The 26,988-nt window shown below is 63.5% G+C and carries 26 protein-coding genes; 11 read left to right on the plus strand and 15 right to left on the minus strand.

Annotated elements, in window-relative coordinates; translation table 11 throughout:
- The first annotated feature begins 65 nt into the window (after positions 1-65).
- The 11 genes from ACGYK4_RS02010 to ACGYK4_RS02060 all read left to right on the plus strand — a co-directional run bounded on the left by ACGYK4_RS02010 (position 66) and on the right by ACGYK4_RS02060 (position 12,048).
- Positions 66-1,310, plus strand: a complete 1,245-nt coding sequence (locus ACGYK4_RS02010) for a CpaE family protein (RefSeq protein WP_394454887.1) — start codon at positions 66-68, stop codon at positions 1,308-1,310.
- Between the two features lie 24 nt (positions 1,311-1,334).
- Positions 1,335-2,804, plus strand: coding sequence for a CpaF family protein (locus ACGYK4_RS02015; protein WP_394446992.1), 1,470 nt, complete (start codon positions 1,335-1,337; stop codon positions 2,802-2,804).
- Between the two features lie 11 nt (positions 2,805-2,815).
- Entirely contained in the window at positions 2,816-3,778 is a 963-nt protein-coding gene (locus tag ACGYK4_RS02020) for a type II secretion system F family protein (RefSeq protein WP_271693166.1), read from the plus strand.
- A 10-nt stretch (positions 3,779-3,788) separates the two neighbouring features.
- Positions 3,789-4,766: a type II secretion system F family protein gene (locus ACGYK4_RS02025; RefSeq protein ID WP_394431488.1), complete on the plus strand. Its 978-nt coding sequence runs from the start codon at positions 3,789-3,791 to the stop codon at positions 4,764-4,766.
- The gene (locus ACGYK4_RS02030; RefSeq protein ID WP_394454888.1) at positions 4,766-5,365 is read left to right on the plus strand and encodes a tetratricopeptide repeat protein; all 600 of its coding nucleotides are present in this window, start codon (positions 4,766-4,768) and stop codon (positions 5,363-5,365) included. The genes ACGYK4_RS02025 and ACGYK4_RS02030 overlap by 1 nt, the downstream gene beginning before the upstream one ends.
- 27 nt (positions 5,366-5,392) lie before the next feature.
- Positions 5,393-6,244, plus strand: a complete 852-nt coding sequence (locus ACGYK4_RS02035) for a tetratricopeptide repeat protein (RefSeq protein ID WP_394431484.1) — start codon at positions 5,393-5,395, stop codon at positions 6,242-6,244.
- A gap of 3 nt (positions 6,245-6,247) precedes the next feature.
- Complete coding sequence (locus tag ACGYK4_RS02040) at positions 6,248-6,742, plus strand: prepilin peptidase (RefSeq protein WP_322328221.1); 495 nt, start codon at positions 6,248-6,250, stop codon at positions 6,740-6,742.
- A 121-nt stretch (positions 6,743-6,863) separates the two neighbouring features.
- A complete protein-coding gene (locus tag ACGYK4_RS02045) occupies positions 6,864-8,171 on the plus strand; it encodes an ATPase (protein WP_394454889.1) in 1,308 nt (435 codons plus the stop codon).
- 44 nt (positions 8,172-8,215) lie between these two features.
- Positions 8,216-10,669 carry a ligase-associated DNA damage response DEXH box helicase gene (locus ACGYK4_RS02050; protein ID WP_394454890.1) on the plus strand — a complete coding sequence of 818 codons (2,454 nt, stop codon included), beginning with the start codon at positions 8,216-8,218 and terminating at the stop codon, positions 10,667-10,669.
- 285 nt (positions 10,670-10,954) lie between these two features.
- On the plus strand, positions 10,955-11,626 hold the full coding sequence (gene pdeM / locus ACGYK4_RS02055; RefSeq protein WP_394431478.1) for a ligase-associated DNA damage response endonuclease PdeM: 672 nt from the start codon (positions 10,955-10,957) through the stop codon (positions 11,624-11,626).
- Complete coding sequence (locus ACGYK4_RS02060) at positions 11,626-12,048, plus strand: PaaI family thioesterase (protein WP_394431476.1); 423 nt, start codon at positions 11,626-11,628, stop codon at positions 12,046-12,048. The genes pdeM and ACGYK4_RS02060 overlap by 1 nt, the downstream gene beginning before the upstream one ends.
- Here ACGYK4_RS02060 and folD read toward each other — a convergent pair.
- The 15 genes from folD to ruvB all read right to left on the minus strand — a co-directional run bounded on the left by folD (position 12,045) and on the right by ruvB (position 26,936).
- A complete protein-coding gene (folD, locus tag ACGYK4_RS02065; RefSeq protein WP_394454892.1) occupies positions 12,045-12,935 on the minus strand; it encodes a bifunctional methylenetetrahydrofolate dehydrogenase/methenyltetrahydrofolate cyclohydrolase FolD in 891 nt (296 codons plus the stop codon). The two genes, ACGYK4_RS02060 and folD, sit on opposite strands and share 4 nt — an antisense overlap.
- A 74-nt stretch (positions 12,936-13,009) precedes the next feature.
- Entirely contained in the window at positions 13,010-14,686 is a 1,677-nt protein-coding gene (locus ACGYK4_RS02070) for a formate--tetrahydrofolate ligase (protein ID WP_394446983.1), read from the minus strand.
- Between the two features lie 111 nt (positions 14,687-14,797).
- Entirely contained in the window at positions 14,798-15,382 is a 585-nt protein-coding gene (locus ACGYK4_RS02075) for an MOSC domain-containing protein (protein WP_394454893.1), read from the minus strand.
- A 39-nt stretch (positions 15,383-15,421) separates the two neighbouring features.
- A complete protein-coding gene (locus ACGYK4_RS02080; protein ID WP_394454894.1) occupies positions 15,422-16,075 on the minus strand; it encodes a hypothetical protein in 654 nt (217 codons plus the stop codon).
- 145 nt (positions 16,076-16,220) lie between these two features.
- Entirely contained in the window at positions 16,221-18,137 is a 1,917-nt protein-coding gene (gene ftsH, locus ACGYK4_RS02085; RefSeq protein ID WP_394454896.1) for an ATP-dependent zinc metalloprotease FtsH, read from the minus strand.
- Positions 18,138-18,238: 101 nt separating this feature from the next.
- A complete protein-coding gene (gene tilS / locus ACGYK4_RS02090; RefSeq protein WP_394454897.1) occupies positions 18,239-19,510 on the minus strand; it encodes a tRNA lysidine(34) synthetase TilS in 1,272 nt (423 codons plus the stop codon).
- A 6-nt stretch (positions 19,511-19,516) separates the two neighbouring features.
- Positions 19,517-20,377, minus strand: a complete 861-nt coding sequence (ybgF, locus tag ACGYK4_RS02095; protein WP_394448071.1) for a tol-pal system protein YbgF — start codon at positions 20,375-20,377, stop codon at positions 19,517-19,519.
- A gap of 73 nt (positions 20,378-20,450) precedes the next feature.
- Positions 20,451-20,981 (minus strand): peptidoglycan-associated lipoprotein Pal, encoded by a 531-nt coding sequence (gene pal / locus ACGYK4_RS02100; RefSeq protein WP_394454898.1) that lies wholly within the window; start codon positions 20,979-20,981, stop codon positions 20,451-20,453.
- Between the two features lie 98 nt (positions 20,982-21,079).
- Positions 21,080-22,423: a Tol-Pal system beta propeller repeat protein TolB gene (gene tolB / locus ACGYK4_RS02105; RefSeq protein WP_209273931.1), complete on the minus strand. Its 1,344-nt coding sequence runs from the start codon at positions 22,421-22,423 to the stop codon at positions 21,080-21,082.
- A 1-nt stretch (position 22,424) separates the two neighbouring features.
- Positions 22,425-23,504 carry an energy transducer TonB gene (locus ACGYK4_RS02110; protein WP_394454899.1) on the minus strand — a complete coding sequence of 360 codons (1,080 nt, stop codon included), beginning with the start codon at positions 23,502-23,504 and terminating at the stop codon, positions 22,425-22,427.
- Positions 23,505-23,564: 60 nt separating this feature from the next.
- Positions 23,565-24,038: a protein TolR gene (tolR, locus tag ACGYK4_RS02115; protein WP_209218187.1), complete on the minus strand. Its 474-nt coding sequence runs from the start codon at positions 24,036-24,038 to the stop codon at positions 23,565-23,567.
- 3 nt (positions 24,039-24,041) lie between these two features.
- A complete protein-coding gene (tolQ, locus tag ACGYK4_RS02120; protein WP_271688060.1) occupies positions 24,042-24,737 on the minus strand; it encodes a protein TolQ in 696 nt (231 codons plus the stop codon).
- Between the two features lie 130 nt (positions 24,738-24,867).
- Positions 24,868-25,266, minus strand: coding sequence for a YbgC/FadM family acyl-CoA thioesterase (locus ACGYK4_RS02125; protein WP_209218189.1), 399 nt, complete (start codon positions 25,264-25,266; stop codon positions 24,868-24,870).
- Positions 25,263-25,886 (minus strand): hypothetical protein, encoded by a 624-nt coding sequence (locus ACGYK4_RS02130; protein ID WP_394455107.1) that lies wholly within the window; start codon positions 25,884-25,886, stop codon positions 25,263-25,265. Before ACGYK4_RS02130 ends, ACGYK4_RS02125 begins: the two co-directional genes overlap by 4 nt.
- Positions 25,887-25,916: 30 nt before the next feature.
- On the minus strand, positions 25,917-26,936 hold the full coding sequence (gene ruvB, locus ACGYK4_RS02135; RefSeq protein WP_067263549.1) for a Holliday junction branch migration DNA helicase RuvB: 1,020 nt from the start codon (positions 26,934-26,936) through the stop codon (positions 25,917-25,919).
- Between the last annotated feature and the right edge of the window lie 52 nt (positions 26,937-26,988).

Consider the following 26,988-nt stretch of genomic DNA (forward strand, 5'->3'; position numbering starts at 1 on the left):
AGCGTTCGCAGCGACAGAATATCGCCGCCCTCCGGCCAAACCGTTGATGTAAAGGACAAAAGGTCATGAGCAGCACTATGCCACAACCCGAAGCAGCGCCGATCGTTGCCTGCACAATCAGCCGTGATGTACAGAACTTCGACCTCTTGATCGAAGATATGGAAGCCACTTTGGGCGAAAGCTGGGGTGATCTGGGATTCGCCGAGGCGCTGGCATTCTTCAGCCAACCCGAAGCCGAGGCGATGGAATTCGTCGCCCTCGCCATGGATGAGACCGATGAGGACAACCTCGTTTTGATGAGCGAAATCATCACGCAGGCCAAGGCGCGCGACATCCGGGTGATCCTGATCGCCGAAGACATGACCCCCGCCGCGTTGCATTCGCTGCTGCGGCAGGGGGCGGATGAATTCGTCCCCTATCCGCTGCCCGAAGGCGAATTGGCCCAGGCCATTGCCCGCGTCCGGGCCGGAGAGAACGCCCCCCCTGCCCCCGCAGCCGACAGCAGTGCGCCGCAGCTGAAGGCCGGTGCGCAAAAGGATGGCGCACTGATCGTCGTGCATGGTTTGGCTGGGGGCACCGGGGCCACGACCCTTGCCGTGAACCTCGCTTGGGAACTGGCAAATGCCGACAAGAAAAACCCGCCCTCGGTCTGCCTGCTGGATTTCGACCTGCAATATGGCTCGGTCGCGACCTTCCTTGATCTGCAACGCCGCGAGGCGGTCTATGAGATGATGTCCGACACGGAATCCATGGACGAAGAGATCTTTGGCCAAGCGCTGCAAACCTTTGAGGACAAGCTGCATGTGCTGACCGCCCCGGCAGAGATGCTGCCGCTTGATATCGTGACCAACGAAGATATCGACCGCATCCTCAACATGGCGCGCAACCAGTTCGACTATGTCATCGTCGACATGCCCTCGACGCTGGTTCAATGGTCCGAGACGGTGCTGACCAGCGCGCATGTCTACTTTGCCATGCTGGAACTCGACATGCGCTCGGCCCAGAACGCGCTGCGCTTCAAACGGGCGCTGCAGTCTGAGGAACTGCCCTTTGAAAAGCTGCGCTATGTGATGAACCGCGCGCCGAAATTCACCGATCTCAGCGCCAAGAGCCGGGTCAAGCGCATGGCCGAATCGCTGAGCATTTCGATCGACGTGCAGATGCCCGATGGCGGCAAGGCGGTGACGCAGGCCAATGACCACGGGCTGCCACTGGCCAATTCCGCGCCGAAAAGCCCACTGCGCCGCGAAATCGCCAAACTTGCAAGCTCCATCCACGATCTCAAGGGCGAGCAGGCCCAAGCCGCCTGAGCCCCCTAGCGAAAGAGCGTACCGATGTTCTCGAAATACAAGAAACCAGCCTCTGCCACCTCGAAAGCCGCCGCCCCCGCGCCGGCGCGTGAGGCCAAGCCAGCCAAAGCCGCCCAGCCCGCCCCCGCGGCACCTGCGCCCACACCGGCAGCCAAACCGGTTTCAATGCGCCGCGCGGTCAAACCCGCCGCCGCTTCCCCCGAGGACCGTGAGGTCAAGCGCAAGCAGCGGATGAGTGAGATCAAGCTCGAACTGCACCGCGCGCTCTTGGACAACCTCAATCTCGCCGCGCTGGAACATGCCTCGGAAGCTGATTTGCGGCAGGAAATCAACGATATCGCCGTCGAGATCCTTTCCGAAAAGAGCATCGTGCTCAACCGCGAAGACCGCATGACGCTGAACTCCGAGCTTTATGACGAGGTCACCGGTCTTGGCCCCCTTGAGACGCTGCTGAAAGACGACAGCGTCAACGATATTCTGGTGAACGGCCCGCAGCAGATTTTCGTCGAACGCGAAGGCAAGCTGCAATTGACCGACATCACCTTTAAAGACGAAAAACACCTGCTGCGGATCATCGACAAGATCGTCTCGGCGGTGGGGCGTCGGGTGGATGAAAGCAACCCTTACGTTGACGCGCGTCTCAAGGATGGCTCACGTTTCAACGCCATGGTGCCCCCGGTGGCCGTCGATGGCTCGCTCGTGTCCATTCGTAAGTTCAAGAAAGACAAGCTGGGCATCGACGATCTGGTGAACTTCGGCGCCTTCTCAGAAGAGATGGCCGCCTATTTGCAGGCCGCCGTGGCCACGCGTCTTAACATCATCGTGTCGGGCGGTACGGGCTCGGGTAAGACCACCACGCTCAACGCGCTGTCGTCTTTCATCGACAATGCCGAACGCATTCTGACCATCGAAGACACCGCCGAATTGCAACTGCAACAGACCCATGTGGGCCGGATGGAAAGCCGCCCGCCCAATGTCGAAGGCAAGGGCGAAGTCTCGCCCCGCGACTGTCTGAAAAACGCCCTTCGGATGCGCCCCGACCGCATCATCGTCGGCGAAACGCGCGGCGAAGAGGTCATCGACATGTTGCAGGCGATGAACACCGGCCACGACGGTTCCATGACCACGATTCACGCCAACTCGGCCCGCGATGGCATCAGCCGTCTGGAAAACATGATTGCCATGGCCGGGATCGAAATGCCGCTCAAGGCGATGCGTAGCCAGATCTCCTCGGCTGTGAACCTGATCGTGCAGGCCAGCCGCTTGCAAGACGGCTCGCGCCGGATGACCTCGATCACCGAGATCACGGGCATGGAGGGCGAGGTCATCTCGATGCAAGAGATCTTCCGCTTCCAGCGCGTCGGCCTGACGCCCGAGAACAAGATCATCGGCCATTTCACCGCCACCGGCGTGCGCAGCCACTTCTCTGAGCGGTTCCGCATGTGGGGCTATGACCTGCCCGCCTCCATCTACGAACCCGTGGCGGCCCAGTAAGGATTGATGCAATGAGTGCCGAACCAATCATCTATGGTCTGATCTTCATCGGCGTTCTGGTGCTGGTCGAGGGGCTGTACCTTGTCGCATTCGGCAAATCCATCAGCCTCAACAGCCGCGTGAACCGCCGCCTTGAGATGCTGGAGAAAGGCGCGCGCCGCGAAGAGGTGCTCGACAAGCTGCGCAAGGAAATGCAGCAGCATATGAACGCCAAGTCGATCCCGCTCTACTCCCTGCTGTCAGAACGTGCGCAGAAGGCCGCAATTGCCTTCACGCCGCAGCAGTTGCTGATGATCATGGCCGGGTTGGCCGCTTTGGCCTTTCTGGGGCTGACCATCGGCACCGATACCTCCGTGTCGGTGCGCGCGCTGATGTCCATCGCCATGGGCGTGGGCGCAGTGTTCTTTTGGGTGTCGCATAAGGCCAGTAAACGCATGGCGATGATCGAAGAGCAGCTTCCCGATGCGGTGGAACTGATGGTGCGCAGCCTGCGGGTGGGGCACCCTTTCTCCAACGCGATTTCCATCGTGTCCAAGGAAATCCAAGACCCGCTTGCCTCGGAATTTGGCGTGATCGCCGATGAGGCCGCCTATGGCCGCGATCTGGGCGAGGCGCTGAAGGATATGGCCGAACGGCTCGACATGCAGGATTTGCGCTTTCTCGCCGTCGCCGTGACCATTCAGCAGCAATCGGGCGGCAACTTGGCCGAGATCCTCGCCGGTCTGGCCAAGGTGATCCGCGCCCGCTTCCGCCTGTTCCGCCGTGTCAAAGCCATCACGGCCGAGGCGAAATGGTCGGGCAAGTTCCTGTCGGGCTTCCCGCTGGCCGCGCTGGTGGTGATCAACCTCGGCGATCCGCATTACTACGACGAGGTGCGCGATCACCCCTATTTCATTCCCGCCTGTTTCCTTGTGGGGATCTTCCTTGTGCTAAACCTTTTCGTGATGCGCATCCTTACCAATATCAAAGTCTGAGAGGCCGGTGATGGAATTTTTCAATCAGCTTAACGATCAGATCAACCAAGCCTTGGGGCCGATGGGGCTGATCATCATCATCGGCACTTTGGGCGTGGCCTTGGTGGCGATCACGCTGGTCTTGATGCTGCGCCAGCCCGAAGACCCGCTGACCAAGCTTAAGCGCACTAGCTCTGCCCCGACGGGCGACAGTTCGCGCGAAAAGCTGCGCCAATCGGATCAAAACGCGCAGTTGCAAAAATTCGCCAAGTTTCTTGAGCCCGAGGACGTGGCCGAACTCAGCGCCAAACAGTTGATGCTGCGCCAAGCGGGCTATCGTTCGCGCGATGCGGTGCGGCTTTATTACTTTGCCCAATTTGCACTCGGGATGCTCGGGCTGGTCGGCGGTCTGGTCTATACCAATGTCTTGGGCGGCGGCGAAGGGCTGACCACGCAGCAGACCATGATGTGGGCCATCGGCCCCGGCGCCATTGGTTACTACCTGCCGAAATACTGGGTCCGCCGCCGGGTCGATTCCCGCAAAGAAGAGATCACCCGCGGCTTCCCCGACGCGCTGGATATGATGCTTGTCTGCGTCGAAGCCGGGCAATCGCTGGACCAATGCATCGTCCGCGTCGCCCGCGAGCTGCGCGCCTCCTACCGCGCCCTTTCCGAAGAGTTCGAGATGGTCGCCTATGAGATGAAAGCGGGTAAGGACAAGGTATCGGTGCTCAACGACATGGGCGAGCGTTGCGGCGTGCAGGATGTCTCCTCTTTCGTGACCGTGCTGATCCAATCGGCGGCTTTCGGCACCTCCATCGCCGACGCCCTGCGCGTCTATGCCGCCGAGATGCGCGACAAACGTGTGATGCGGGCCGAGGAAGCGGCAAACAAGTTGCCAACCAAGATGACCCTTGCCACTATGGGCCTCACCGTGCCGCCGCTGCTGATCATTCTGGTCGGCCCCTCGGCGCATGGCATCTCGCAACTGGGTCAGATGGGGAATTAATGAAAAAGGAAATTCGGCGCAGCCTTCTCCGCGCCGTTTTCATCGGGCCGATCTTGGGCCTTGCTCTGGCCGCCTGTTCGACAGGCGGCTTTTCCGCGTTGCGCGGGGATCAGACACCCGAAAACCTCTATGCCCCCGGCGTGAACCAACGGGCCGAGGCGGTTGATGGGATCGAGGTGGGCCATAGGCTCATCGCGGCGGGGCAATATGAATTGGCCATCAAATCCTTCAACCGCGCCGCACTGGAGCATGGGCTGACCGGGGAAATCCTCTCGGCTCTCGGCAGCGCCAACCTTGGGCTTGGGCGTTTGGGACAGGCGGAAACCCTGCTGCGCCGCGCCGTTGAGAAAGACGCCGCCGAGCCGGAAGTCTGGAACAACCTTGGCGTCGTGCTGATGGAAAGCGGCCAGACCGCCGAGGCCGAGCAGATTTTCCGCAAAGCCTATGCCCTCGATAATGGCGAAAGTGACGCAATTCGGGACAATCTGCGCTTGGCGCTCGCAAAAACGGAAAAATCTGTTATAACAGAAGTCAATGAGGATAATTACAAATTGGTGCGGCGCGGCGGCGGGGATTACCTGATCCGTCCGACACCATGACCCGGCAGAGCAGTAAGAGGACGCAAAATGCGCCATCCAATCATTCTGGCCGTCTGCATGGCAGGCGTCACCGCCCTTGCAGGCTGCGGTGAAAAAGACGCGAACGCCACCGTTGAACGGGCCTTCAAGGACGTCAATGTGGTGGATGAAACCAACCTTTCTGACGTCATGCTGACCGTGGCCGACCCCAATGAGGCGGTGAGCTATTTCGCGAGGTCCATCAAGGAAAGCCCCGACCGGATCGACCACCAGCGCGGGCTCGCCGCGTCACTGGTCCGCGCCAAACGCACGACTGAGGCCGTTTCCGAATGGGACAAGGTCACCAAGATGGAAGGCGCCACCCCCGAAGACAGCGTGCAATTGGCCGATGCGCTGATCCGCTCGGGCAACTGGGCGCGGGCCGAGACGGTGCTCAACGGCATCCCGCCCACTCATGAGACCTTTGCCCGCTACCGGCTTGAGGCTATGGTTGCCGACAGCAAGGAACAGTGGGAACGCGCCGACAGTTTTTATGAAATCGCCGTCGGCCTGACCACGACCCCCGCCGCCGTGATGAACAACTGGGGCTACTCCAAACTAACCCGCGGCGATTACCCCGAAGCCGAGCGTCTGTTTGGCGAGGCGATCCGCCAAGACAACACGCTTTTCACCGCCAAGAACAACCTCGTCATGGCCCGCGCCGCACAGCGCGACTATACCCTGCCCGTCATGCCGATGGAGCAATCTGAGCGCGCCCAGCTTTTGCACACGATGGCCCTGTCGGCGATCAAACGCGGCGATGTGGAGACCGGCAAGGGCCTGCTGCGCGAAGCGATCGACACGCACCCCCAGCACTTCGAAGCCGCCGTCCGCTCTCTGCGCGCATTGGAAAACGGCTGATCCATGGCGATCTCTGCCACGGCGGCCCTGTGGTTTCTGCCCTTCGTCCTGCCGATCTGCCTCTATGTCGCCTTCACCGACATGAAGCAGATGCGGATCACCAATCAGGCGGTCTTAGTGCTGACCGCGATCTTTGTGCTGCTGGGGCTGTTTCTACTGCCCTTTGACACCTATCTCTGGCGCCTGCTGAGCCTTGTCGTGGTGCTGGTGGTCGGCATCGTCCTGAACGCCGCCGGAGTCATGGGGGCCGGTGACGCAAAGTTCGCCGCCGCCGCCGCGCCCTATATCGCATGGGGCGATCTGCGCCTCTTAATGATGCTTTTCATGGCCACCCTTCTCGCCGCCGCCGCCACGCACCGCGGGGTGAAATACACCCCCCTGCGCCGTCTCGCGCCCGATTGGCAAAGCTGGCAGGAGACCAAGAAATTCCCCATGGGCCTCGCCCTTGGCACCACGCTGGGGCTCTATCTGATCTTGGGGGCGCTCTTCGGGGTCTGACCGCCCCGCTGCAAACTCTTTTCATCGCGAGAAAGCGTCCACATTCACGCCATATTCAAGATTTACCGTCCAGTCTGACTGACAAGCCGCACCGCCGCATGACTTTCCAAGGAAGCCATAGATGAACGCCCCGACCAGCACCGTGCTTGCCCCGCCGCCCCCCAAGCGGTTGGAGGATATGAAGCTGCCCATCGTGATGATGCGCGATATCCTTCTGAAAACGATCTTTCGCAAGAACGTCGAGATGGTCAGCGATCTGGCTCAAGCGCTCTGCCTGCCGATCCCGGTCACGCAGGAGATGGTCGACCAAGCCCGCAGCCAGCGCCTGATCGAAGCCACCGGCACGCTCAGCGCCACCAGCGGCAATGAGATGGGCTATCAGTTGACTGATGCGGGCAAGGCGCGCGCATTGGATGCGCTGGCGCAGTCGGAATATTTCGGCGCCATGCCCGTCCCGCTTGAGGTTTATCGCGAGCAGGTCAAACGCCAATCCGTGCGCAATCTGCAAATCACCCGTGACCAGTTGACCGGCGCCATGGGCCATTTGGTGCTGCACGACAGCCTGCTGGATCACCTCGGCCCCGCCGTCTCTGCCGGGCGGTCGATCCTGATGTACGGCCCGCCGGGAAACGGCAAATCCAGCATTTCCAATGGCATACGCGACGCGCTTGGCGATCGGGTCTATGTCCCCCGTGCCATCGAATACGCAGGACAAGTCATCACCGTCTATGACCCGATCGTCCATTCCGCCGCCGAAGCGGAGGTCCAAGACCCCACCTCCCTGCGCCGCGTCACCCGCTATGACGCCCGCTATGTCTGCTGCGAACGCCCGACGGTCATCACCGGTGGCGAACTGACGCTCGACATGCTTGATCTGGTCTACAACCCCACGGCGCGGACCTATCAGGCGCCGCTGCAACTCAAGGCCACGGGCGGCATCTTCATCGTCGACGACCTTGGCCGCCAAAAAGAGCCGCCGCAAAGCATCATCAACCGCTGGATTGTCCCGCTGGAGGAAAGCAAAGACATCCTCGCCCTGCAATCGGGCGAGAAATTCGAGGTGCCCTTCGACACGCTGGTGATCTTCTCGACCAACTTCCACCCGAACGAGATTTTCGACCAAGCCGCCCTGCGGCGCATCTTTTTCAAGATCAAGATCGACGGGCCGGACCAAGAGAACTTCCTCAAGATCTTCGCCATGGTCGCCCGCAAACGCGGCATGCCGCTGGATGAGGCGACGCTGGTCCATCTGCTCAAGGTGAAATACCCCACCATCGACAATGTCTATGCGAATTATCAGCCGAACTTCCTGATCGACCAGATGATCGCGATCTGTGATTTCGAAGGCATCCCCTATCAGATGAACCCCGATCTGGTGGACCGGGCATGGGCCAATATGTTCGTTCGCGATGAGGTGATCGTTAAATAGCCTTCGCCGCTGGCACCGCGCCCTGCCGATACTACATTGGGTGCATGCGCGCCCTACCCCCAAAATTCGCCGATTGGTTCGCCCAGAATGGCTGGTCTTTGCACCCGCACCAGCAAGAGATGCTGGACCGTGCCGAGGCCCACGCCCTGCTGCTCATCGCCCCCACAGGGGGCGGCAAAACGCTGGCCGGTTTCCTACCCACCCTCGTCGATCTGTCCGAGCATGATCACGAGGGGATGCACACGCTCTACATCTCGCCGCTGAAGGCGCTCGCGGCAGACATCAAGCGCAACCTCACCCGCCCGGTCGAGGAGATGCGCCTGCCGATCCGCATTGAGGACCGGACCGGCGACACCTCGCACGCGCGCCGCCGTCGCCAACGCGCCGACCCGCCGCATATCCTGCTGACCACACCCGAGAGCCTCGCCCTGCTGACCTCCTATGAGGACGCCGGGCGCACCTTTCGGGGCCTCAAACGCGTGGTGATTGACGAGATTCACGCGCTGGCCGAAAGCAAACGCGGCGACCAGCTGATGTTGGTGCTGACCCGGCTGCAAGCGCTGTGCCCGGGTCTGAAACGCGTGGGCCTCTCGGCCACTGTCGAAGACCCCGCCGCGATCGCCCACTTGATGGCCCGCCACCCCGCCCCCTGCGAAGTGCTCATGGCCGATCCTGGCCCCGCCCCCGACATCCAGATGCTGCGCACCGAGGAGGCCCCGCCCTGGGCCGGCGGCGGCGCGGCCTATGCGATCCCCGCGGTCCTCGAACAGGTGCGCCAACACAAGACGACGCTGATCTTCCACAACACCCGCGCGCAGGCCGAGATCTTCTTCCACAAGCTCTGGCTCGCCAACGAGGACGCCCTGCCCATCGCCATCCACCACGGCAGCCTCGACCGCGCGCAGCGCGAAAAGGTCGAGGCGGCGATGGTACGCGGCGATTTGCGCGCGATCGTCTGCACCGGCACGCTCGACCTCGGGATCGACTGGGGCGACGTGGACCTCATCATCCAGATCGGCGCGCCGAAGAACGTGAAACGTCTGGTCCAGCGCATCGGCCGCGCCAACCACCGCTACAATGCGCCCTCCAAGGCGCTTCTGGTCCCCGCCAACCGCTTCGAAGTGGTGGAATGCGTCGCCGCCCTAGAGGCGGTTCTCGAAGGCGCGCTCGACGGCGACCCACGGGGGGACGGCCCCCGCGACGTGCTCTGCCAGCACATCCTCATCGCCGCCTGCGCTGGCCCCTTCGACGCCGAGGACCTCTTTGCCCAAATCCGCACCGCCGGCGCCTATGCCAGCCTCTCGCGCGCCGCCTTCGATGCTTGCCTCGATTTCTGCGCCACGGGGGGCTACGCGCTGCGCGCCTATGACCGCTGGCAAAGGCTGCTGCAACGCCCCGATGGGCAATGGCAACTGCGTGACCCCCGCGCCGCGCAACGCATCCGTATGAACATCGGCACCATTCAGGACACCGACAAGCTCAAGGTCCGCATGAAACGCAACCGCGGCGGCAAACCCCTAGGCGAGATCGAAGAAGGCTTTGCCGCCACGCTGACCAAAGGCGATACCTTCCTGATCGGCGGGCAAATCGTGCGCTACGAAGGGCTGCGCGAAACCGTGGTCGAGGTCAGCCGCAACGCCGCCAAAAAGCCGAAAGTGGCGACCTTCGGCGGTACGAAATTCGCCACCTCCACCCAACTCTCGGCCCGCGTGCAACAAATGTTCACCCAAGACAGCTGGCCCGAACTGCCGCCCCACACCGCCGAATGGCTCAGCCTGCAACGTGAGGTCAGCCAATTGCCGCAGCCGGGCACGCTGCTTGTGGAAAGCTTCCCCCATGACTTTGCCGAACAGACGGTGTTCTACGGCTTCGCCGGGCGCAACGGCCAACAAACGCTCGGCCTTCTGCTCACCAAACGCATGGAAGACCTCGGCCTGCGCCCCTTGGGCTTCGTCGCGACGGACTATGCCACGCTGATCTGGGGGCTCTCCCCTGTCGACGACCCGGCACCGCTGCTTGATCCGACGGTGCTGCACGAAGGGCTCGACAGTTGGCTCGCGGGCAATGCCGTGATGAAACGCACGTTTCGCGCCGCCGCCACCATCGCCGGGCTGATCGAGCGCAACAGCCCGCAGGCGCGCAAATCCGGACGGCAGACGACCTTTTCCAGCGATATCCTCTACGACACGCTGCAGCGCTATGAACCGGACCACCTGATGCTCGACATCACCCGAGAAGAAGCCCTCAGCGGGTTGGTGGATTTCGGCAGAATCGAAGAAATGCTCGGGCGAATTGCCGGGCGGATCACCCATCGCAAGCTCTCCCGCGTAAGCCCCCTAGCCGCGCCGCTGTTTCTCGAAATGGGCCGCGTTCCGGTCGAAGGCGCCGGGCAGGATCGTCTGTTGGCAGAAGAGGCGGAACGTTTGATGGAAGCCTCCGGCCTCGCGCAGCTCACCCCACCGCCGTCGGATCAGCCGCCATGGCGGGATGGTCGTTGAACTTGAGCGTTTCGCGGGCAGAGAGGGTCTGCAAGGTATTTGAAAAAGGATGAAGATGTTAAGGGTTCTTTAACCAAGGTGGCGCATCTTCCTCTCGCGGTACAGGCTGAGGAGCCGATGACCGCAAAGGATGAAGGCGCGTCTCCGGTCCAATGACCACCCGATCGCGGGGCGCGCTTTCTGCAATTCATCCTTTCTTAAATACCTCTGCGCTGACCTTTCCGTCTGCGCAACCTTCGCGTTTGGCCCCTTGCCAAATCTGTGCCGATCCCAGATGAACAAAGGATGAACGGACTTAAGTTTTCATTCGCCGGGGCCGGGCTCACTGCGCTTGGTTCTGGCGCGCTTTGGTGGCGCGAAAGGGATTTGCTTTGTGTGAGCGACCTTCACTTGGGCAAGTCGGAACGGATCGCGCGGCGCGGCGGGTCGGCGCTGCCGCCTTATGAGACGCGCGATACGTTGAACCGGTTAGCGGCCGACCTGTCTTTCACGCAGGCGCGCCATGTGATCTGTCTTGGCGATAGTTTTGATGACCTCGGCGCGGCGCAGGCGCTGCCAGAGGAAGAGCGGCTTTGGATTCTTGGTCTGCAGGCCGGGCGGCGGTGGGATTGGATCGAAGGCAATCATGATCCGGGCCCGGTTGGGTTGGGTGGTACCCATTTGGCTGAGTTGGCGCTCGGCCCGCTGACCTTTCGGCATATTGCCGCGGAGGGTGCCTGCGGCGAGGTGTCAGGGCATTATCACCCCAAGGCATCGATCCGTGCGCGGGGCCGCAGCATCTCGCGTCCGGCGTTTTTGTTTGACAGCAAGCGGCTGATCCTGCCTGCATATGGCACCTATACCGGCGGGCTGCGCAGCCAGTCGCGGGTGCTTTGTGATTTGATGGGACCAGAGGCCTGTGCGGTGCTGACGGGGCCGCACCCTGTGGCGATCCCCATGCCCGGAAAGATGCGATGATGGACGATCAGATTGAACGCCGGGTGCGGGAGAGTTTTGCCAAGCAGACCATGATGCAGACCTTGGGGGCCGAGATCATCGAAGTGCAGTCGGGTCTGGTCAGGGTTGCCGCGCCGGTCCTGCCGGGCGCGATGCAGCAGCAGGGTTTTGGCCATGCGGGGCTGACCTTTTCCATCGGCGATTCCGCGGCGGGCTATGCGGCCTTGAGCATGTTGCCGCCGGAGGTGGACGTCGTGACCTCGGAGATCAAGATCAACCTTTTGGCCCCCGCCCGGGGAGACCGGCTGGTTGCCACGGGCCGGGTGGTCAAACCGGGCCGGCGGCTTTGTGTGGTCACGGCAGAGGTGCATGCGGAAACGGATGGCGCGGCCAAGCTCATCGCCATCCTGCAGGGCACCATCGTGCCGGTGCCAGGCGCTTAGGCGGTCAGGCCTTCGGGCTCTGCCAACCCATTGGCGCGGCAGCAGGCGGTGACCGTATTGGCCAGCAGGCAGGCGATCGTCATCGGCCCGACCCCGCCGGGCACCGGGGTAATGGCCCCGGCGCGCTGGCTGGCGCTGTCGAAGTCCACGTCGCCGACCAGTTTGGTTTTCTCGCCGGTCTCGATCCGGTTGATGCCCACGTCGATCACCGTGGCGCCCTCTTTGATCCAATCGCCGGGCACCATTTCGGGGCGGCCAACGGCGGCGACCACGATATCGGCGCGGCGCACCACCTCGGGCAGATCGCGGGTGCGGCTATGCGCGATGGTCACCGTGCAGCTATCGCCCAAGAGCAGCTGCCCCATCGGTTTGCCGACGATGTTGGAACGGCCAATAACCACCGCGTTCATGCCCGTCAAATCGCCGTGATGGTCCCGCAGCATCATCAGGCAGCCCAGCGGGGTGCAGGGCACCATGCTTTTCTGCCCTGTGCCCAGCAGCCCGACATTGGAGATGTGGAAACCGTCCACGTCCTTGGCGGGCGAGACGGCATTGACCACGCGGGTTTCATCCAGATGATCCGGCAGTGGCAGTTGCACGAGGATGCCGTGTATTTCGGGGTCATTGTTCAGCTCATCAATAAGCTTGAGCAGGTCGTCCTGATCCACCGTCGCGGGCAGCTTATGCTCGACCGATTTCATGCCAACCTCGCGGGTCATCTTGCCCTTGGAACGGACATAGACTTGGCTTGCCGGGTCTTCGCCGACCAGCACCACGGCGAGGCCGGGGGTGACACCGTGATCCGTCTTCAACCGGTCGACATGGCCCGCGACCTTCTCACGCACCGTTGCTGCAAAGGCTTTACCATCGATGATTGTCGCTGCCATATCCGTCTCACTTTCGCTCGCTGCAGGTTGAACATGCTCTACATCACCGCGACGGCGGGTCATTGCAACCCGCCTTAGAACAATCCCTCCACATCGCCATCGGCGTTGAGCTTGATTGCCTCGGCAGAAGGCACCCGCGGCAGGCCCGGCATGGTCATGATCTCACCGCAGATGACGACAACGAAACCCGCCCCTGCTGAGAGGCGCACCTCGCGGATGGGGACGCTGAAACCAGTGGGCGCGCCGCGCAGGTCGGGATCGGTCGAAAAGCTATATTGGGTCTTGGCCATGCAGACCGGCAGATCGCCATAGCCCTGCGCCTCCCAATCCTTCAACTGGTTGCGCACCTTTTGGTCGGCCAGCACTTCGTCGGCACGGTAAACACGTTTGGCGATGGTCTCGATCTTTTCGAACAGCGGCATCTCGTCGGCATAGAGCGGGGCGAAATTCGCGTGATCGCCATCGGCGATCTCTGCCACGCGGGTGGCCAGATCGGCGGAGCCTTCCGAGCCCAACTCCCAGTGGCGCGAGAGGATCGCCTCAGCCCCTTGGGCCGCGACATAGTCCTTCACAGCCGCCACTTCGGCATCGGTATCAGTGACGAAATGGTTGATCGCCACGACCACGGGCACGCCAAAGGATTTCACGTTTTCGATGTGGCGGCCAAGGTTGGCGCAGCCCTGTTGCACGGCCTCGACATTCTCGGTCCCTAGGTCGGCTTTCGCCACGCCGCCGTTCATCTTCATCGCGCGCACCGTGGCGACGACGACCACCACCGAAGGCGCCAGCCCCGCCTTGCGGCATTTGATGTTCATAAATTTTTCGGCCCCGAGATCGGCGCCAAAGCCTGCCTCTGTCACCACATAATCTGCCAGTTTCAACGCTGTGGTCGTGGCGATGACCGAGTTGCAGCCGTGGGCGATATTGGCGAAAGGCCCGCCGTGCACGAAGGCGGGGTTGTTCTCCAACGTCTGCACGAGGTTCGGCTGCATCGCGTCCTTCAAGAGCACTGTCATCGCCCCATCCGCCTTGATGTCGCGGGCGTAGACCGGGCTGCGGTCGCGGCGGTAGGCGACGATCATCGCGCCAAGGCGCTCTTGCAGATCGGTGAGGTTCTTGGCCAGACAGAGGATCGCCATCACCTCGGAGGCTACGGTGATGTCAAAGCCCGTTTCGCGCGGGAAACCGTTGGGCACACCGCCCAAGGAGGCGGTGATCTGGCGCAGGGCGCGGTCGTTCATGTCGACCACCCGGCGCCATGTGACGCGGCGGGTATCGATCTCCAGCTCATTGCCCCAGTAGATGTGGTTGTCGATCATCGCCGCCAGCAGGTTGTGGGCGCTTGTGATGGCATGGAAATCGCCGGTGAAATGCAGGTTCATCTCTTCCATCGGCACCACTTGGGCATAGCCGCCGCCCGCAGCGCCCCCCTTCATCCCGAAGTTCGGCCCGAGCGAGGCTTCGCGGATGCAAACCGCCGCCTTTTTGCCGATCCGGTTCAGCCCGTCGCCGAGCCCGACGGTGGTCGTTGTCTTGCCCTCCCCCGCCGGGGTCGGGTTGATCGCGGTGACGAGGATCAGCTTGCCGTTCGCACGATCCTGTACAGAGTCGATAAAGGATTGGCTCACCTTCGCCTTGTCATGGCCATAGGGCAGCAGGTCGTCGCTTGAGATGCCCAGCTTCGCGCCGATCTCTTGGATAGGGCGTTTCGCCGCTTCGCGGGCGATTTGAATGTCGGTTTTAAAAGCCATGAGAATCCCCTGTTGCCGTTGGTGGCGATCTTTATGCTTTAGCCATAGCGCGACAAGCCCCCGATGGGGGGCCGTGTTTCCGACACTCAAAGTTCGCGAAACGGCGCGCGCTTAGCCCAGATGCGGCCAGACCGGCTGGTTCGGCACGAAAAGCCGCAGCGTGTCGCCAAAGCTCAACGGCCCCTCCCGCTCAACCCATGCGGTCACGCCGCGTTTGCCTTGGGCGGCGGCTTTGAAGGTTTTGCCATGGCCGGGGGCCTCCACCTCGATCTCACGGGCCGGCAGGTTGCAGGGGCCGTTTTCGATGTCCACGACCAAGGTGGTGCCATGCTCGTTTTGCAGCCGCGACCCGGGCGGGACAAGGGTGAAATCCGGGATCCCTTCAAGGATGATCGAAGCGCCCAGCAGGGTCGGGTCGAGCGTGGGCAGGTCGATGGCGGCGGCGATCTCGGCCATCTCTTCGGCGGAGAGGATGGAGAGTTGACGCGTGTTGCGTATCTCCGTCCCCTTGGCATGCAGGTTGCGCACGCGCACGCAGGCGGGGCGGGTCAGCCCTGCGTGAAAATCACCTTTGATGCCCGCATAGGTCGCAAAGGCCTGCTCCACCGCGACCGAGCGGATGTTTTCGCGGTCCTGAGGGACCATGCCCAGCCAAGTGATCCGGGCGGTATGGTCTGTCTTGCGCAGTTCGGGCATGGGGCGTCCTTTGACGTGGTTTGCTATGGCATCCTATGCCTATTGCCGGATCAGATGCACCTTGAAACCGCCCCCGCTTAATGAGGCTTTGTCGAGGGTACCCGCCGTATAGACAAGCCCCATCCCGAAAGATTTGAGATAAAAGGGAGAGACATAGCCCGGCCCCATGACGACCCGGTAGGACATATCGCAAAACACCGAAGCCCCCTCCTCTCGGCTGCTCTGCGTCGCGATCTGCACCACGCGGCGCCCATCGTAGAGCGACAGCGGCGCGGGGCAGCTTTTGCCGGTGGCAAGGGCGGCGAAAAGCTCGGGCGGGAAGAGGACACCGGCAGGCACCGCTCCGGCCTCCGACATTTTCGTCATTTCCGAAGCCGGGGTGATCGCCACCGAGGTGACCTGACCCGCAGCCCGGTCAATCGCGATATCGCGCGTCTCGCTCCCCCGGTTGGACCCGAGATAGCTGACCGCGGTGCCACGCGACTGAGTGACCGCCTTGAAGCTGCCGTTCTTAATGCCGAAGGGCGCGTTGTCGAGCGACAAGAGGAAGGCCGCGTTCCGGCTTTGCCCGTTGAACTGCAAGGTCCCCAGCTGCCGCCCACCTAAAGCGACAGCATAGGTCTGCGGCTCGGCCCAAACGGGTCCGGCGGTGAACGCGAGGAGAAGGGCGAGGGCAGAAAGGATGCGTCGCATAAGACCCGGCTTGTTCCAGAATTCCGTCCCTGTCTAACGCGATGGCGACTGTGAAGCGATAGTGGAATTCCCGCCCCGACCGGAGGGAGTGCCGAAAACGAAAAGACCCCGCCGAAGCGGGGTCTGTCATATGTCGCAGGTCGGATCAGACCGAAGGTTCAGGTTCCATCCCGCCATCCTTCGGCGGGGTATTCTTGCCCTTCGCCTTGGGGATCGCAGTGACGCTCGGCGCGCTGCCGGTGTCGGAGTTGTCGTCGTCGGAATCCTCTGCCGGCGGCAGGCCGTCCATGACGCGTTTGATCTCATCGCCGGTCAGGGTCTCATATTCCAGCAGACCTTGGGCCAGACGCTCGAACTCCACCTCTTTCTCGGTGATGATCTTCATCGCGCGGTCATAGCCGTCTTGGATGAACTGCTGCACCTCTTTCTCGACCAGTTCCTTGGTGTTGGCTGAGACGGAGAAGCCCGCAGTGTTGCCCTGATAGCCCTGCGCGGCTTCGGAATAGTCGATGTTACCGACCTTATCCGACATGCCCCATTGCAGCACCATCGCACGCGCCAGCGCAGACGCTTGCTGGATGTCGCCCGCCGGACCGTTGGAGACCGAATCCGGCCCGTATTTGTGGATTTCCGCCGCCTTGCCCGCCATGGCCATGGCCAGACGCTGGTGGCATTCGTCCTTGAACATGTTCAGCCGGTCGATCTCAGGCAGGCTCATCACCATGCCGAGCGCGCCGCCGCGCGGGATGATCGTGGCCTTGTAGACCGGGTCGCATTTGGGCAGCGTCATGCCCACCAGCGCGTGACCGGCCTCGTGATAGGCGGTCATTTCCTTCTGCTCTGCGGTCATCACCATCGAGCGGCGCTCGGGGCCCATCATCACCTTGTCCTTGGCCTGCTCGAAGTCGACCATGGTGACGAAACGGCGACCCACGCGGGCGGCCATCAGCGCGGCCTCGTTCACGAGATTCGCAAGGTCAGCACCCGAGAAGCCCGGCGTGCCGCGCGCGATGATGCGCAGGTCGACGTCCGGCCCCAGCGGGGTCTTGCGGGCATGCACCGAAAGGATCTTCTCGCGGCCCTTGATGTCGGGGTTGGGCACGGTGACTTGACGGTCGAAACGGCCCGGACGCAGCAGCGCGGGGTCGAGCACGTCGCGACGGTTGGTCGCCGCGAGGATGATGACGCCCTCGTTGCTCTCGAAACCGTCCATCTCGACCAGAAGCTGGTTCAGGGTCTGCTCCCGCTCGTCATTGCCGCCGCCATAGCCTGCGCCACGGTGGCGACCGACGGCGTCGATCTCGTCGATGAAGACGATGCAAGGCGCGTTCTTTTTGGCCTGTTCGAACATGTCGCGCACGCGGCTGGCACCGACACCCACGAACATCTCGACGAAGTCGGAGCCCGAAATGGTGAAGAAGGGCACACCCGCTTCACCCGCAATCGCACGGGCCAGCAGCGTCTTACCGGTGCCCGGAGGGCCCACCAGCAGCGCGCCTTTCGGGATCTTGCCGCCGAGGCGCGAGAATTTCTGTGGGTTGCGCAGGAATTCGACGATCTCTTCAAGCTCTTCCTTGGCCTCGTCGATGCCCGCGACATCGTCAAAGGTCACGCGGCCATGCTTTTCGGTCAGCATCTTGGCCTTGGATTTGCCAAAGCCCATGGCCCCGCCTTTGCCGCCGCCCTGCATGCGGTTCATGAAGTAAATCCAGACGCCGATCAGCAGCGCGATGGGCAAAAGCGACATCAGGAAGGTCTGGAAACCGGACTGTTGCTGGGGGCGCGCTTTGACGGGGATGTCGTTGTCGATCAGAAGCTGGGTCAGCTCGGCATCGCCGGGTTTGATCGTCAGATAGTCGGCACCATCCGCTTGGCGGAATCGCACTTGCTCACCATCCAATGTCACATTTCGGACATCACCATCCTGTACGGAGGTGACGAATTCGGAATAGCTGACTTCGTTGTTTTGCAGCGACCCGCTGGACCCGCTGAACAGGTTGAACAGCGCCAGCACAAGCAACATCAGGACAACCCAGAAGGCGAGGTTACGAACATTTCCCAAGGGAATTCTCCTAAATTCACATGGCCGCGGGCAAGTCCCGCAACCCAAGGGGCGCCCGTTCGGGCAACCACCATACTAAGATAGACATGATGCGCTCATGTTCAATGCGATAATGGCGCGGTTTTGTTCCATTCCGCGCCGCTTTCGCGCCGGACATGCCATTTCTGGTCCAGCCCGGCAAGGGGCGCGGCAAGCAGCCGAGGGCCCTGCCAGATGGCCGGGGTCGACAGCAAGGCGGCACGGGGTCGCCCAAGGCTGCGCCAATCGGGGCATTGGGCCAGCCCCTCGGGGCCAAGCGCGCGCAATTCGGCCACGGGCGGCAGCCCTTCGGGGGGAATCGCACGCCAACGCCCGTCCCAAAGCTGATCCGCAGGCACGCGCAGATCGCGCACCGCGTTATACTCGCGAAAGATCCAGATTTCACCGCGCCGGAGCAGCGCTTGACAGCCCGCCAGCGTGGCCGCCTGCCCTTCCGCTAGCCCCGCGATCAGGGCGGCCACGGGGCCGCGGCGCGGGGGGTAAGCGCCGCCGTTGATCTGCCCGAGCGCGCGGAGCATCAGGCGGCGGCGGATCTCTTCCGGCTCGGCGAAAAAGGCATCGGCCTGCATCACCTGCGCGCCCGCCTCCATACGCAGAATATCGCCCGCGGCGCGGTCGGTTTGGACGTCCAATGCCGCCCGGGCGGTGGCCATGTTGCGCGCGACCTCGGCCAAAGTCTCTACATCGATGCCAAGCGGCGCGAGGGCATCAAGGCTATGGCGGGTTTTGATCCGGGCATAGCGCGGGTCATCGTTGCTGGGGTCTTCGACCCAGTGAAGCCCCGCCCGTCGCAGATGATCGCGCAGGGCCGCGCGCCGGGCGAAAAGCAGCGGGCGCAGCCATGTGACACCGAACCTTTCGCTGCGGGGTGCCATGGCCGCAAGCCCATCGACCCCCGACCGGCGCGCCAAGCGCATCAGCACCGTCTCGGCCTGATCGTCTGCCGTATGGCCAAGGGCCACGACGGGAAGCCCGCGCCGCACGGCCCAATCGGCCATCAGGCGATAGCGCGCCTCACGCGCGGCGTTTTGAAGATTCCCCTGCCCGTCCCAATCGCGCCAGTGCAGGGTTTCATGGGCCAGCCCCCGGCGGGCGGCATGGCGCGCGACCATGGCGGCCTCTTCCGCCGCTTCTGGGCGCAGCCCATGGTCGACGGTCACGGTCTCGAGATGGCTGCCCTTTGCCATCGCCAGCCCATGCAGAAGCGACAGCAACGCCATGGAATCGCCCCCACCCGAGACGGCGACGCCAAGGCGAGCCGGCAGCGCGCCGCCCAAGCCCGAAAGCAGCCCCTCGGTCAGCGCTGCATCAGCCGTTGCGGCGGGTGCAGTCATCTGCGGTCAGGAACAACCCAGCGTCTGGCGCTGCGCCTCGGCTTGGCTGACCTGCGGGGCGTTCGGGAAGCGCACGGCGACTTCGGAGAGGGTCACGCAGGCCTCTTGGGTCTGCTCCAACACGCCAAGGGCGCGGCCCAGCTCGAAGAGCGACCGCGGGGCCACCGGCCCTTCGGGATCGGTGCTGAAGGCCGCGAGATAGGCGCGCGCGGCTTCGCGGTTGTCGCCCAGACCAGTCAGGGCTTCGCCCCGGCGCATCTCGGCCTCGGCGGCTAGCGGACCGCCGGGGTAGGTCGTATTGAAGGACGCAAAGAGATCGGCGGCGCTGCGAAAGTCACCCGATGCGAGCGCCTCCTGCGCCCGCTCGAAATCGGCCTTCTCGCTGACCGCCAGCTCTGCTTCGTTGATCGGGGTGATGATGCCGCCGGAAGCGCCCGCTTCGCCGTTTCCGGGGGTCACTTCGACCACCTCGCGGCCCGCTTCGGGGGCGGGGGCCGCCACGGCGGGCGCCTCCCCTCCACCGAGGGTCGACGTCTCACCCAAAGCGCCCAGATCGCCGCCCTCAAGCTCGACCAGACGGTATTCCAGATCCCCGATCCGGTTGGTGCCATCGGCGACGATCCGGTTGATCCGGTTCTCCATCTCCTCGGTCTTGGAGGTGAGGCGCTGCAACTCGCTCTCCATGGTGCTGACCCGCTCCAACACGGAGTTGCCGCCGGTCTCGACCGAGGCGCCGCCGGTTGTCGACAGTTCGCGGCGCAGCTTTTGCACCTCGACGTTGAGCACGGTCAACTGCTGGCGAATATCCGCCAGCGTTTGATCGTTGTCCTGCGCCATAAGCGCGGCGGGGGCGGTCATCAGCCCCATCACGGCCACGAAGATATATCGCTTCAGCACATAGGCCTCCTTGGATTGGTCATTGCTTGGGCTGTTGCCGCGGTCAGCTGGTCAACGCGCCGCCAGCCAGCACGGTCACCGCGCGGCGGTTCTTGGCATAGCAAGCCTCGGCCGAGCAGATCTCGATCGGGCGTTCCTTGCCGTAGCTGATGGTCTTGAGCCGCGAGGCCGCGATCCCGCGTGAGATCATGTATTCGCGCACCGCGTTGGCGCGGCGACCGCCAAGGGCGATGTTGTATTCGCGGGTGCCCTGCTCATCGGCGTGGCCTTCGATCACGGCTTGGTAGTCGGAATTGGCCTGAAGCCATGCGACCTGCCCGTCAAGCGTGGCGCGGCCTTCGTCGGTCAGGGTGGATTGATCGACCAAGAACAGCACCCGGTCGCCAACGGCTTGCTGAAAATAGGCGGTGGATGTCGGGTCATTCGCGCTGCCCGGCACCACACCGGCGTTGACCCCTGCGCCTGCATTGGCCCCGGCCCCGCCCATGCCATCGGCACCAAAGCGGTCAGGGTTCGTACAGGCCGACACGGCCAATGCGGAAATCAAAAGCGTGCTGGTCAGAATGCGTTTCATGGGGTCTGCCTTCTATATGGTGGCGTTATCGTTGCTGGTATTAACACAGGCGCGGGATCATTGGAATTGCCCGCACCCGTGGGTGGCATGTGGAAACCTTAGTCTTGCAGCGGTGACCACGAGGGGTCAGAGCCGCCTTCGGGCGTGCGCACAGGCTTGAGGTTGCGCCCCGAAATATCGACGGAATAGAGCGAGGAGGACCCGCCCGCCCCTTGGGTTTCGCGCGCGAACATGATGACCCGCCCATTGGGGGCCCAAGTCGGACCCTCATCAAGGAAGGAGGCTGTCAGCAGACGCTCTTCCGAGCCATCCAGCCGCATGACACCGATGTGGAAGCGGCCCTTGTTCTGCTTGGTGAAGGCCACCAAATCCCCGCGCGGCGACCAGACCGGCGTGCCGTAACGCCCCTCGCCAAAGGAAATACGCGTCGCCTCTCCGCCGGTAGCGGGCATGACATAAAGCTGCGGGCTGCCGGAACGGTCACTCTCAAAGACAATCCGGCTGCCATCGGGCGAGAAGCTCGGCGCCGTCTCAATCGCAGGCGTGTTCGTCAGGCGCACCGACTGGCCGCTGTTGATGTCCATCGAATAGATATCCGTGTTGCCGCCTTGGCTCAGCGAATAGACGACCGTCTGACCGCTGGGCGAGAACCGCGGCGCGAAAGCCATGGAGCCCTCGGCGCTTTGCAGCGCGCGGCGTTGGACGGTGCCGATGTCGAGCACATAAATGCGCGGGAAGCCGCTTTCATAGCTGGTGTAGAGCACACGGTCCCCGCTGGGCGAAAAACGCGGCGCCAGCACGATAGAGCCGGATTCGGTGAGGTATTTCAGGTTCGCCCCGTCATAGTCCATCACGGCCAGACGTTTCTGGCGATTGTCCTTCGGCCCGGTCTCAGAGACGAACACCACGCGGCTGTCGAAATAGCCGCCCTCGCCGGTGATCCGGCTGTAAACCGCATCGGCCACCTTATGTGCCATGCGGCGCCAGCCGTCGACGGTGCCGCTGAATTGCAAACCGCCCTGCCCGCTGGCATCCAGCAGCTCTTCACCCGAGAAAACGTCGTAGACGCGGAATTTCACGTTCACGCTATTGCCGGTGACATTGACCGCCCCCGTGATCAACGCCTGCGCATTGATCGCCTTCCAGTCGGCATATTCGACCGGCGCGTTGAAGTCGCTCACGGTGGAGATATAGGCGCTGGCCGGAATCTCGCGGAAGAGGCCGGTGCCGGTCAGGTCGTCCGAAACGACGCGGGCGATGTCGACGGCCAATTGCCCCGCCTCACCGCTTTCGGGCTGAAAGCTGGGGACGGCAAAGGGCAAGGGTTCGATGGTCGGATCGTCGATCACGATGCGCAGCGGCTCGGCGCGCGCGGTGTCCGGGGCCGCCGCGAAGACGGTCGCGGCCCCCAGTGCCAGAAGTCCCAGAAGTCTCGTCAGCATGTTATCGGCTCCTCATTGGATCGAATGTCATCTCGATGTCTTGCCACTGGCTGTATTTCTCCTGTGGCAGGTCGTAGCCGCGGCTGCCGCAGCGGATGATTGCACGTTTGGCCGCCTCGAAGGCCTGCCTTGCTGCGGCATCGCCACCGCCCGAGGCACTGAGCATCCGGATCGACCCGATCACCGGCGTGCCGTCCTGATTCATCTGCAGCCCCACGATCACCGTGGTCCGCGCCGCTTCGGTCGACAGCGCGCCGATGTTCCAGCAGGCGGAAACCGCGACGCGCAGGCTCTCGCGCTCGCCCGACGACAGCGGCGGGCCGCTCGGCACCGGGGCCTCGGCCTCCGGCTGGCCGAGGACTTCGCTCAGCGCATCGGCGATGGCGTCCTCGGTCCTGTCCTGCGCAGGTTCCTCGGCGGGCTCCGGCGCGGGCCCCTCCTCGGGTTCCTCCGGGGCCTCGGCCACCTCAACGGGGGGCGGCGGGGCCGGACGGCGACCGGGCGGGCGTGCCGAGGCCGCCGGTGCCTGATCGGCTTCGGTCACGATCTCGGTCGTGGTATCCTCGGGCGTCTGCGCCTCTTGCGGCTCTTCTTCGACGACGACTTCCGGCTCGGCCTCGGGTTCGGGCGCGACGGCGGGTTGTTCGTCGAGGTCTGGGCGGACCTCGGGTTCGGGCGGAGCCACCGGCTCGGGTGCGACGCGCGGCGCTTCGCGCGGGCGGGCCTCGGGGGCGATCTCGGGCACCAGCACGGCAGTGTCGCCAATGGGCTCGTTCATCTCGGGGGCGCTGTCGTCCACTTCAGTCTGCGGCGGCAGCTCCAGTTCCGTCACTTCGGGGGGCGTGTCCTCGGGCGGGGTCTCGGTCTGGACCGGTTCGGGCTGTTCAATCTGGCTATCGGGTTCGGCGGTGACCTCGGGCGCTGGCTCGCTCACGTCTGGCGGGGCGGGCTGGGCCACTTCGGTGGTGGAGTCCGGCGCCTGCTGCGCTGCGACCAACGCATCATATTCCGCCGCCGAGATCACCGAGACCTCGGTCATCTCAACCGGGTCCGGTTCGGAGGTGAAGATGTTCCCGAACAAAAGCCAGCCGATAAGACCCAGATGCCCGGCACCTGATATGTAATGCCCGGTATGCACCGCTCAGCCACCCGACGTGTCGCTGCCGTCCATCGCCGGGCCGCCGATGTCGGTCACCAGACCGATGTTGGAAAATCCGCCCGCGTTGAGCGCGCCCATGACCTCCATAACCTGCGCATAGGGCACCGCGCCATCCGCGCGCAGGAAGACCCGGTCGCTGGCCCGCTCCGCCGCGATGGCGCGCAGCTTGGTCACCAGCTGGTCGCGTGGCGTGTCGGTGGTCTGGATCTGCACTGCCCCTTGGGCGGTGACGGTGACGGTTAGCGGCTCTTCCTGCTCGGCCGGCAGGGCCGTGGCGGCGGTCTTGGGCAGTTCCACCGGTACACCGACGGTCAAAAGCGGGGCTGCGACCATGAAGATGATCAGCAGCACCAGCATCACGTCCACGAAGGGCGTAACGTTGATCTCAGCCATCGGCTGGGCGCGGCCGCGCCGCCGCCCCTTGCCGCCTTGCTTTTTCATGACACCCGCACCCATGGCTTAGCTGTCCAACTGGCGGCTGAGGATGGTCGCGAATTCGTCCGAGAAGGCCTCGTAGGTGCCGAGGATCCGGTCACTGTCGGCGCTCAGTTTGTTGTAGAAGACCACCGCCGGGATCGCGGCGAGAAGGCCGATGCCGGTCGCCAGAAGCGCCTCGGCGATGCCCGGGGCCACGACGGCGAGGTTGGTGTTCTGCTGGGCCGCGATCTCGATGAAGGAGTTCATGATGCCGAAGACGGTGCCGAAGAGGCCAACGAAAGGCGCGGTGGAGCCCACGGTCGCCAGCACCGGCAGCCCCTTTTGCAGACGCTCCGCTTCCTTGGCGATCGCCACGTCCATCGACCGGTCGATGCGTGCGGTGGCACCGGGGATCAGCGCGCCATCCTCGCGGTGCGAGCGGCGCCATTCCGACATGCCGGCGGCGAAGATCTTTTCCGACGGCCCATCGGGGTCGGCGCCGATGGTGTCAAAGAGACCATCCAAAGGCTCGCCTGACCAGAAGGCCCGATCGAACTGCGCCGCCTCGGCACGGGCTTTGCGGTATTGGATGGTTTTCTGAATGATGATCGACCAAGACCAGAAAGAGGCCCCGATCAGCATGATCATTACAAGTTTGACCGTGACCGTCGCCTTCGCGAACAGACCCCACAGGGAGAAATCGATCCCCTGTGCCAATGCCAGCGTCTCTGCTTCCATTTAACTATGCTCTTTTACTGCCGCCCCTTCGGGGCATTCTGCCTCTGGGTTCTATCTCTGGGCCCTATTTTCCGGCCTCAATTTGGAGCAAAGCTAACGGACTGCAACCTAGATTGCCAGAATTATGGTATCACCGCGCCGGATCGCCGTCCGACAGGCGGAGTTTCGCTGGCAGCCGCGTGGGTTTTCCGCCCGTCGTCATGCAAACGGCGGTAACTTTGGCGCGAAAGATGACCTTGCCATCGCGCAGCACGTCTTGGTCGAACACCCAACGCACGGGCCCTTCGGCCTGATGGGTGGTCTGCACCTCCAGCCGGTCGCCAAAGCGCGCGGCGCCGAGGTAATCCGCCTCCACCCGCGTCACGACAAAGACCAGCCCCTCATCGCGCATGGCGCGTTGATCAAGGCCGATCTGTTCGACGATATCAGACCGCGCCCGTTCGATATAGCGCAGGTAGTTGGCGTAATAGACGACGCCCGCCATATCGGTGTCTTCATAGAAGATGCGGACCGGGAAGCTATGGCTCATGATGCCACCTGCACCCGCGCGGCAAGGCGCAGCGCATGGCTGGCATCATTGGCGGCAGGGGGCATCACCGGGTCATAGGCGGCGCGGATCACATCCGCGACCTCGGGGCGCAGCACCAGCGCGTCATCGGCCATCGCCAGCGGGGATTGCTCTTGAAAGGCATCCTCGGACCACAGCAGAATGACCTGCACCGCTTGGCTCAGCGCCAGCACCTGCGCGGACATGTCTTGCAGGCTCTTGTCCATGCGCAGGAAGACGAAAGCCGCCTTGATCGCGCCGTTCTCGTCGAAACGGAAGAAACGGTACTGGTTCGCCCCCGCGGCCTGCAGCCGCTCGACCTGCGCCGCGAGGTCGGGCACCAGCCCATCCATACCCGGCACGTCGAGCAGTTCCGCCCAATCGGCGAAGAAGAACATCATCAGGTTGCTGCCCAACTCCGGGTCGGTTTCGGCCATGTCGTGACCGGCAAGCTTGGCCACCGCTTCGAGCGCGCCTTTCACCACCGGCAGCGCCTCTTCCTCGATCCCAAAGGCCACAGGAGCGATGGGGCGGCCCCAGCGGGCAAAGGCGAACTGCCCGTCGCGGCGGGTGAAAAGGGTCTCGATCTGCTCTGCGGTCATCGTCATCTTGTCTACCTTCGCTCCGAAACGTCAGCCAAAAAGGTCGCTCTGCCCTCTGGGCGCGGCAAGCCCGAGATGGCTCCACGCTTTGGCGGCCAACATCCTGCCGCGCGGGGTACGCTGGATCAGCCCCTGCTGCAACAGGAACGGCTCAATGACCTCCTCCAGCGCATCGCGGCTTTCCGAAAGCGCGGCGGAAAGCGTCTCGATCCCCACCGGGCCGCCCTGATAGTTCTCCGCCATCAGCCGCAGGTAGCGCCGGTCGGCTCCGTCGAGGCCGAGGTGATCAACCCCGAGCCGGGTCAGCGCCATATCGGCCAACTCGCGCGTCACGCGGCCATCGCCTTCGACCACGGCGAAATCCACCACCCGGCGCAACAGTCGGCCCGCGATGCGCGGCGTGCCGCGGGCGCGTTTGGCGATCTCGCGCGCGCCGCCTTCGTCCGCCGGGGCGCCGAGCTTGCGGGCGTTGCGGTCGACGATGATGTAAAGCTCGTCCTCGGTGTAGAATTGCAGCCGCGTCGGGATGCCGAACCGGTCGCGCAGCGGCGTGGTCAGCAACCCCATGCGGGTGGTGGCGCCGACCAACGTGAAGGGCTGCAATTCGATCCGCACGGTGCGCGCGGCGGGGCCTTCGCCGATCACCAGATCGAGCTCGAAATCCTCCATCGCAGGGTAGAGCACCTCTTCAACCGAGGCATTGAGCCGGTGGATCTCGTCGATGAACAGCACATCGCGCGCCTCGAGATTGGTGAGGATCGCGGCGAGGTCACCGGCCTTGGCCAGCACCGGGCCGGAGGTCATGCGAAAGCCGACGCCAAGCTCGCGCGCCATGATCTGCGCCAGTGTCGTCTTGCCCAAGCCCGGCGGCCCGTGAAACAGCGTGTGGTCCATCGCCTCGCCCCGCTGGCGGGCGGATTGGATAAAGACCGACAGATTCGCCCGCGCCTCCGCCTGCCCGACGAATTCGCCAAGCATCTGCGGCCGCAGCGCGCGGTCGGTGTCTTCGGGCAGCGGGTCGGGCCGCACGGTTGGGTCGATGTCGGTCATAGGGCCTCGTTATGCCGTAGGGTGCGTGGTTCTTCCAGCGGAAGGTTCACGC

This window comes from Sulfitobacter sp. 1A13368 (assembly GCF_043557275.1).
Classification (GTDB): Bacteria; Pseudomonadota; Alphaproteobacteria; order Rhodobacterales; family Rhodobacteraceae; genus Sulfitobacter; species Sulfitobacter faviae.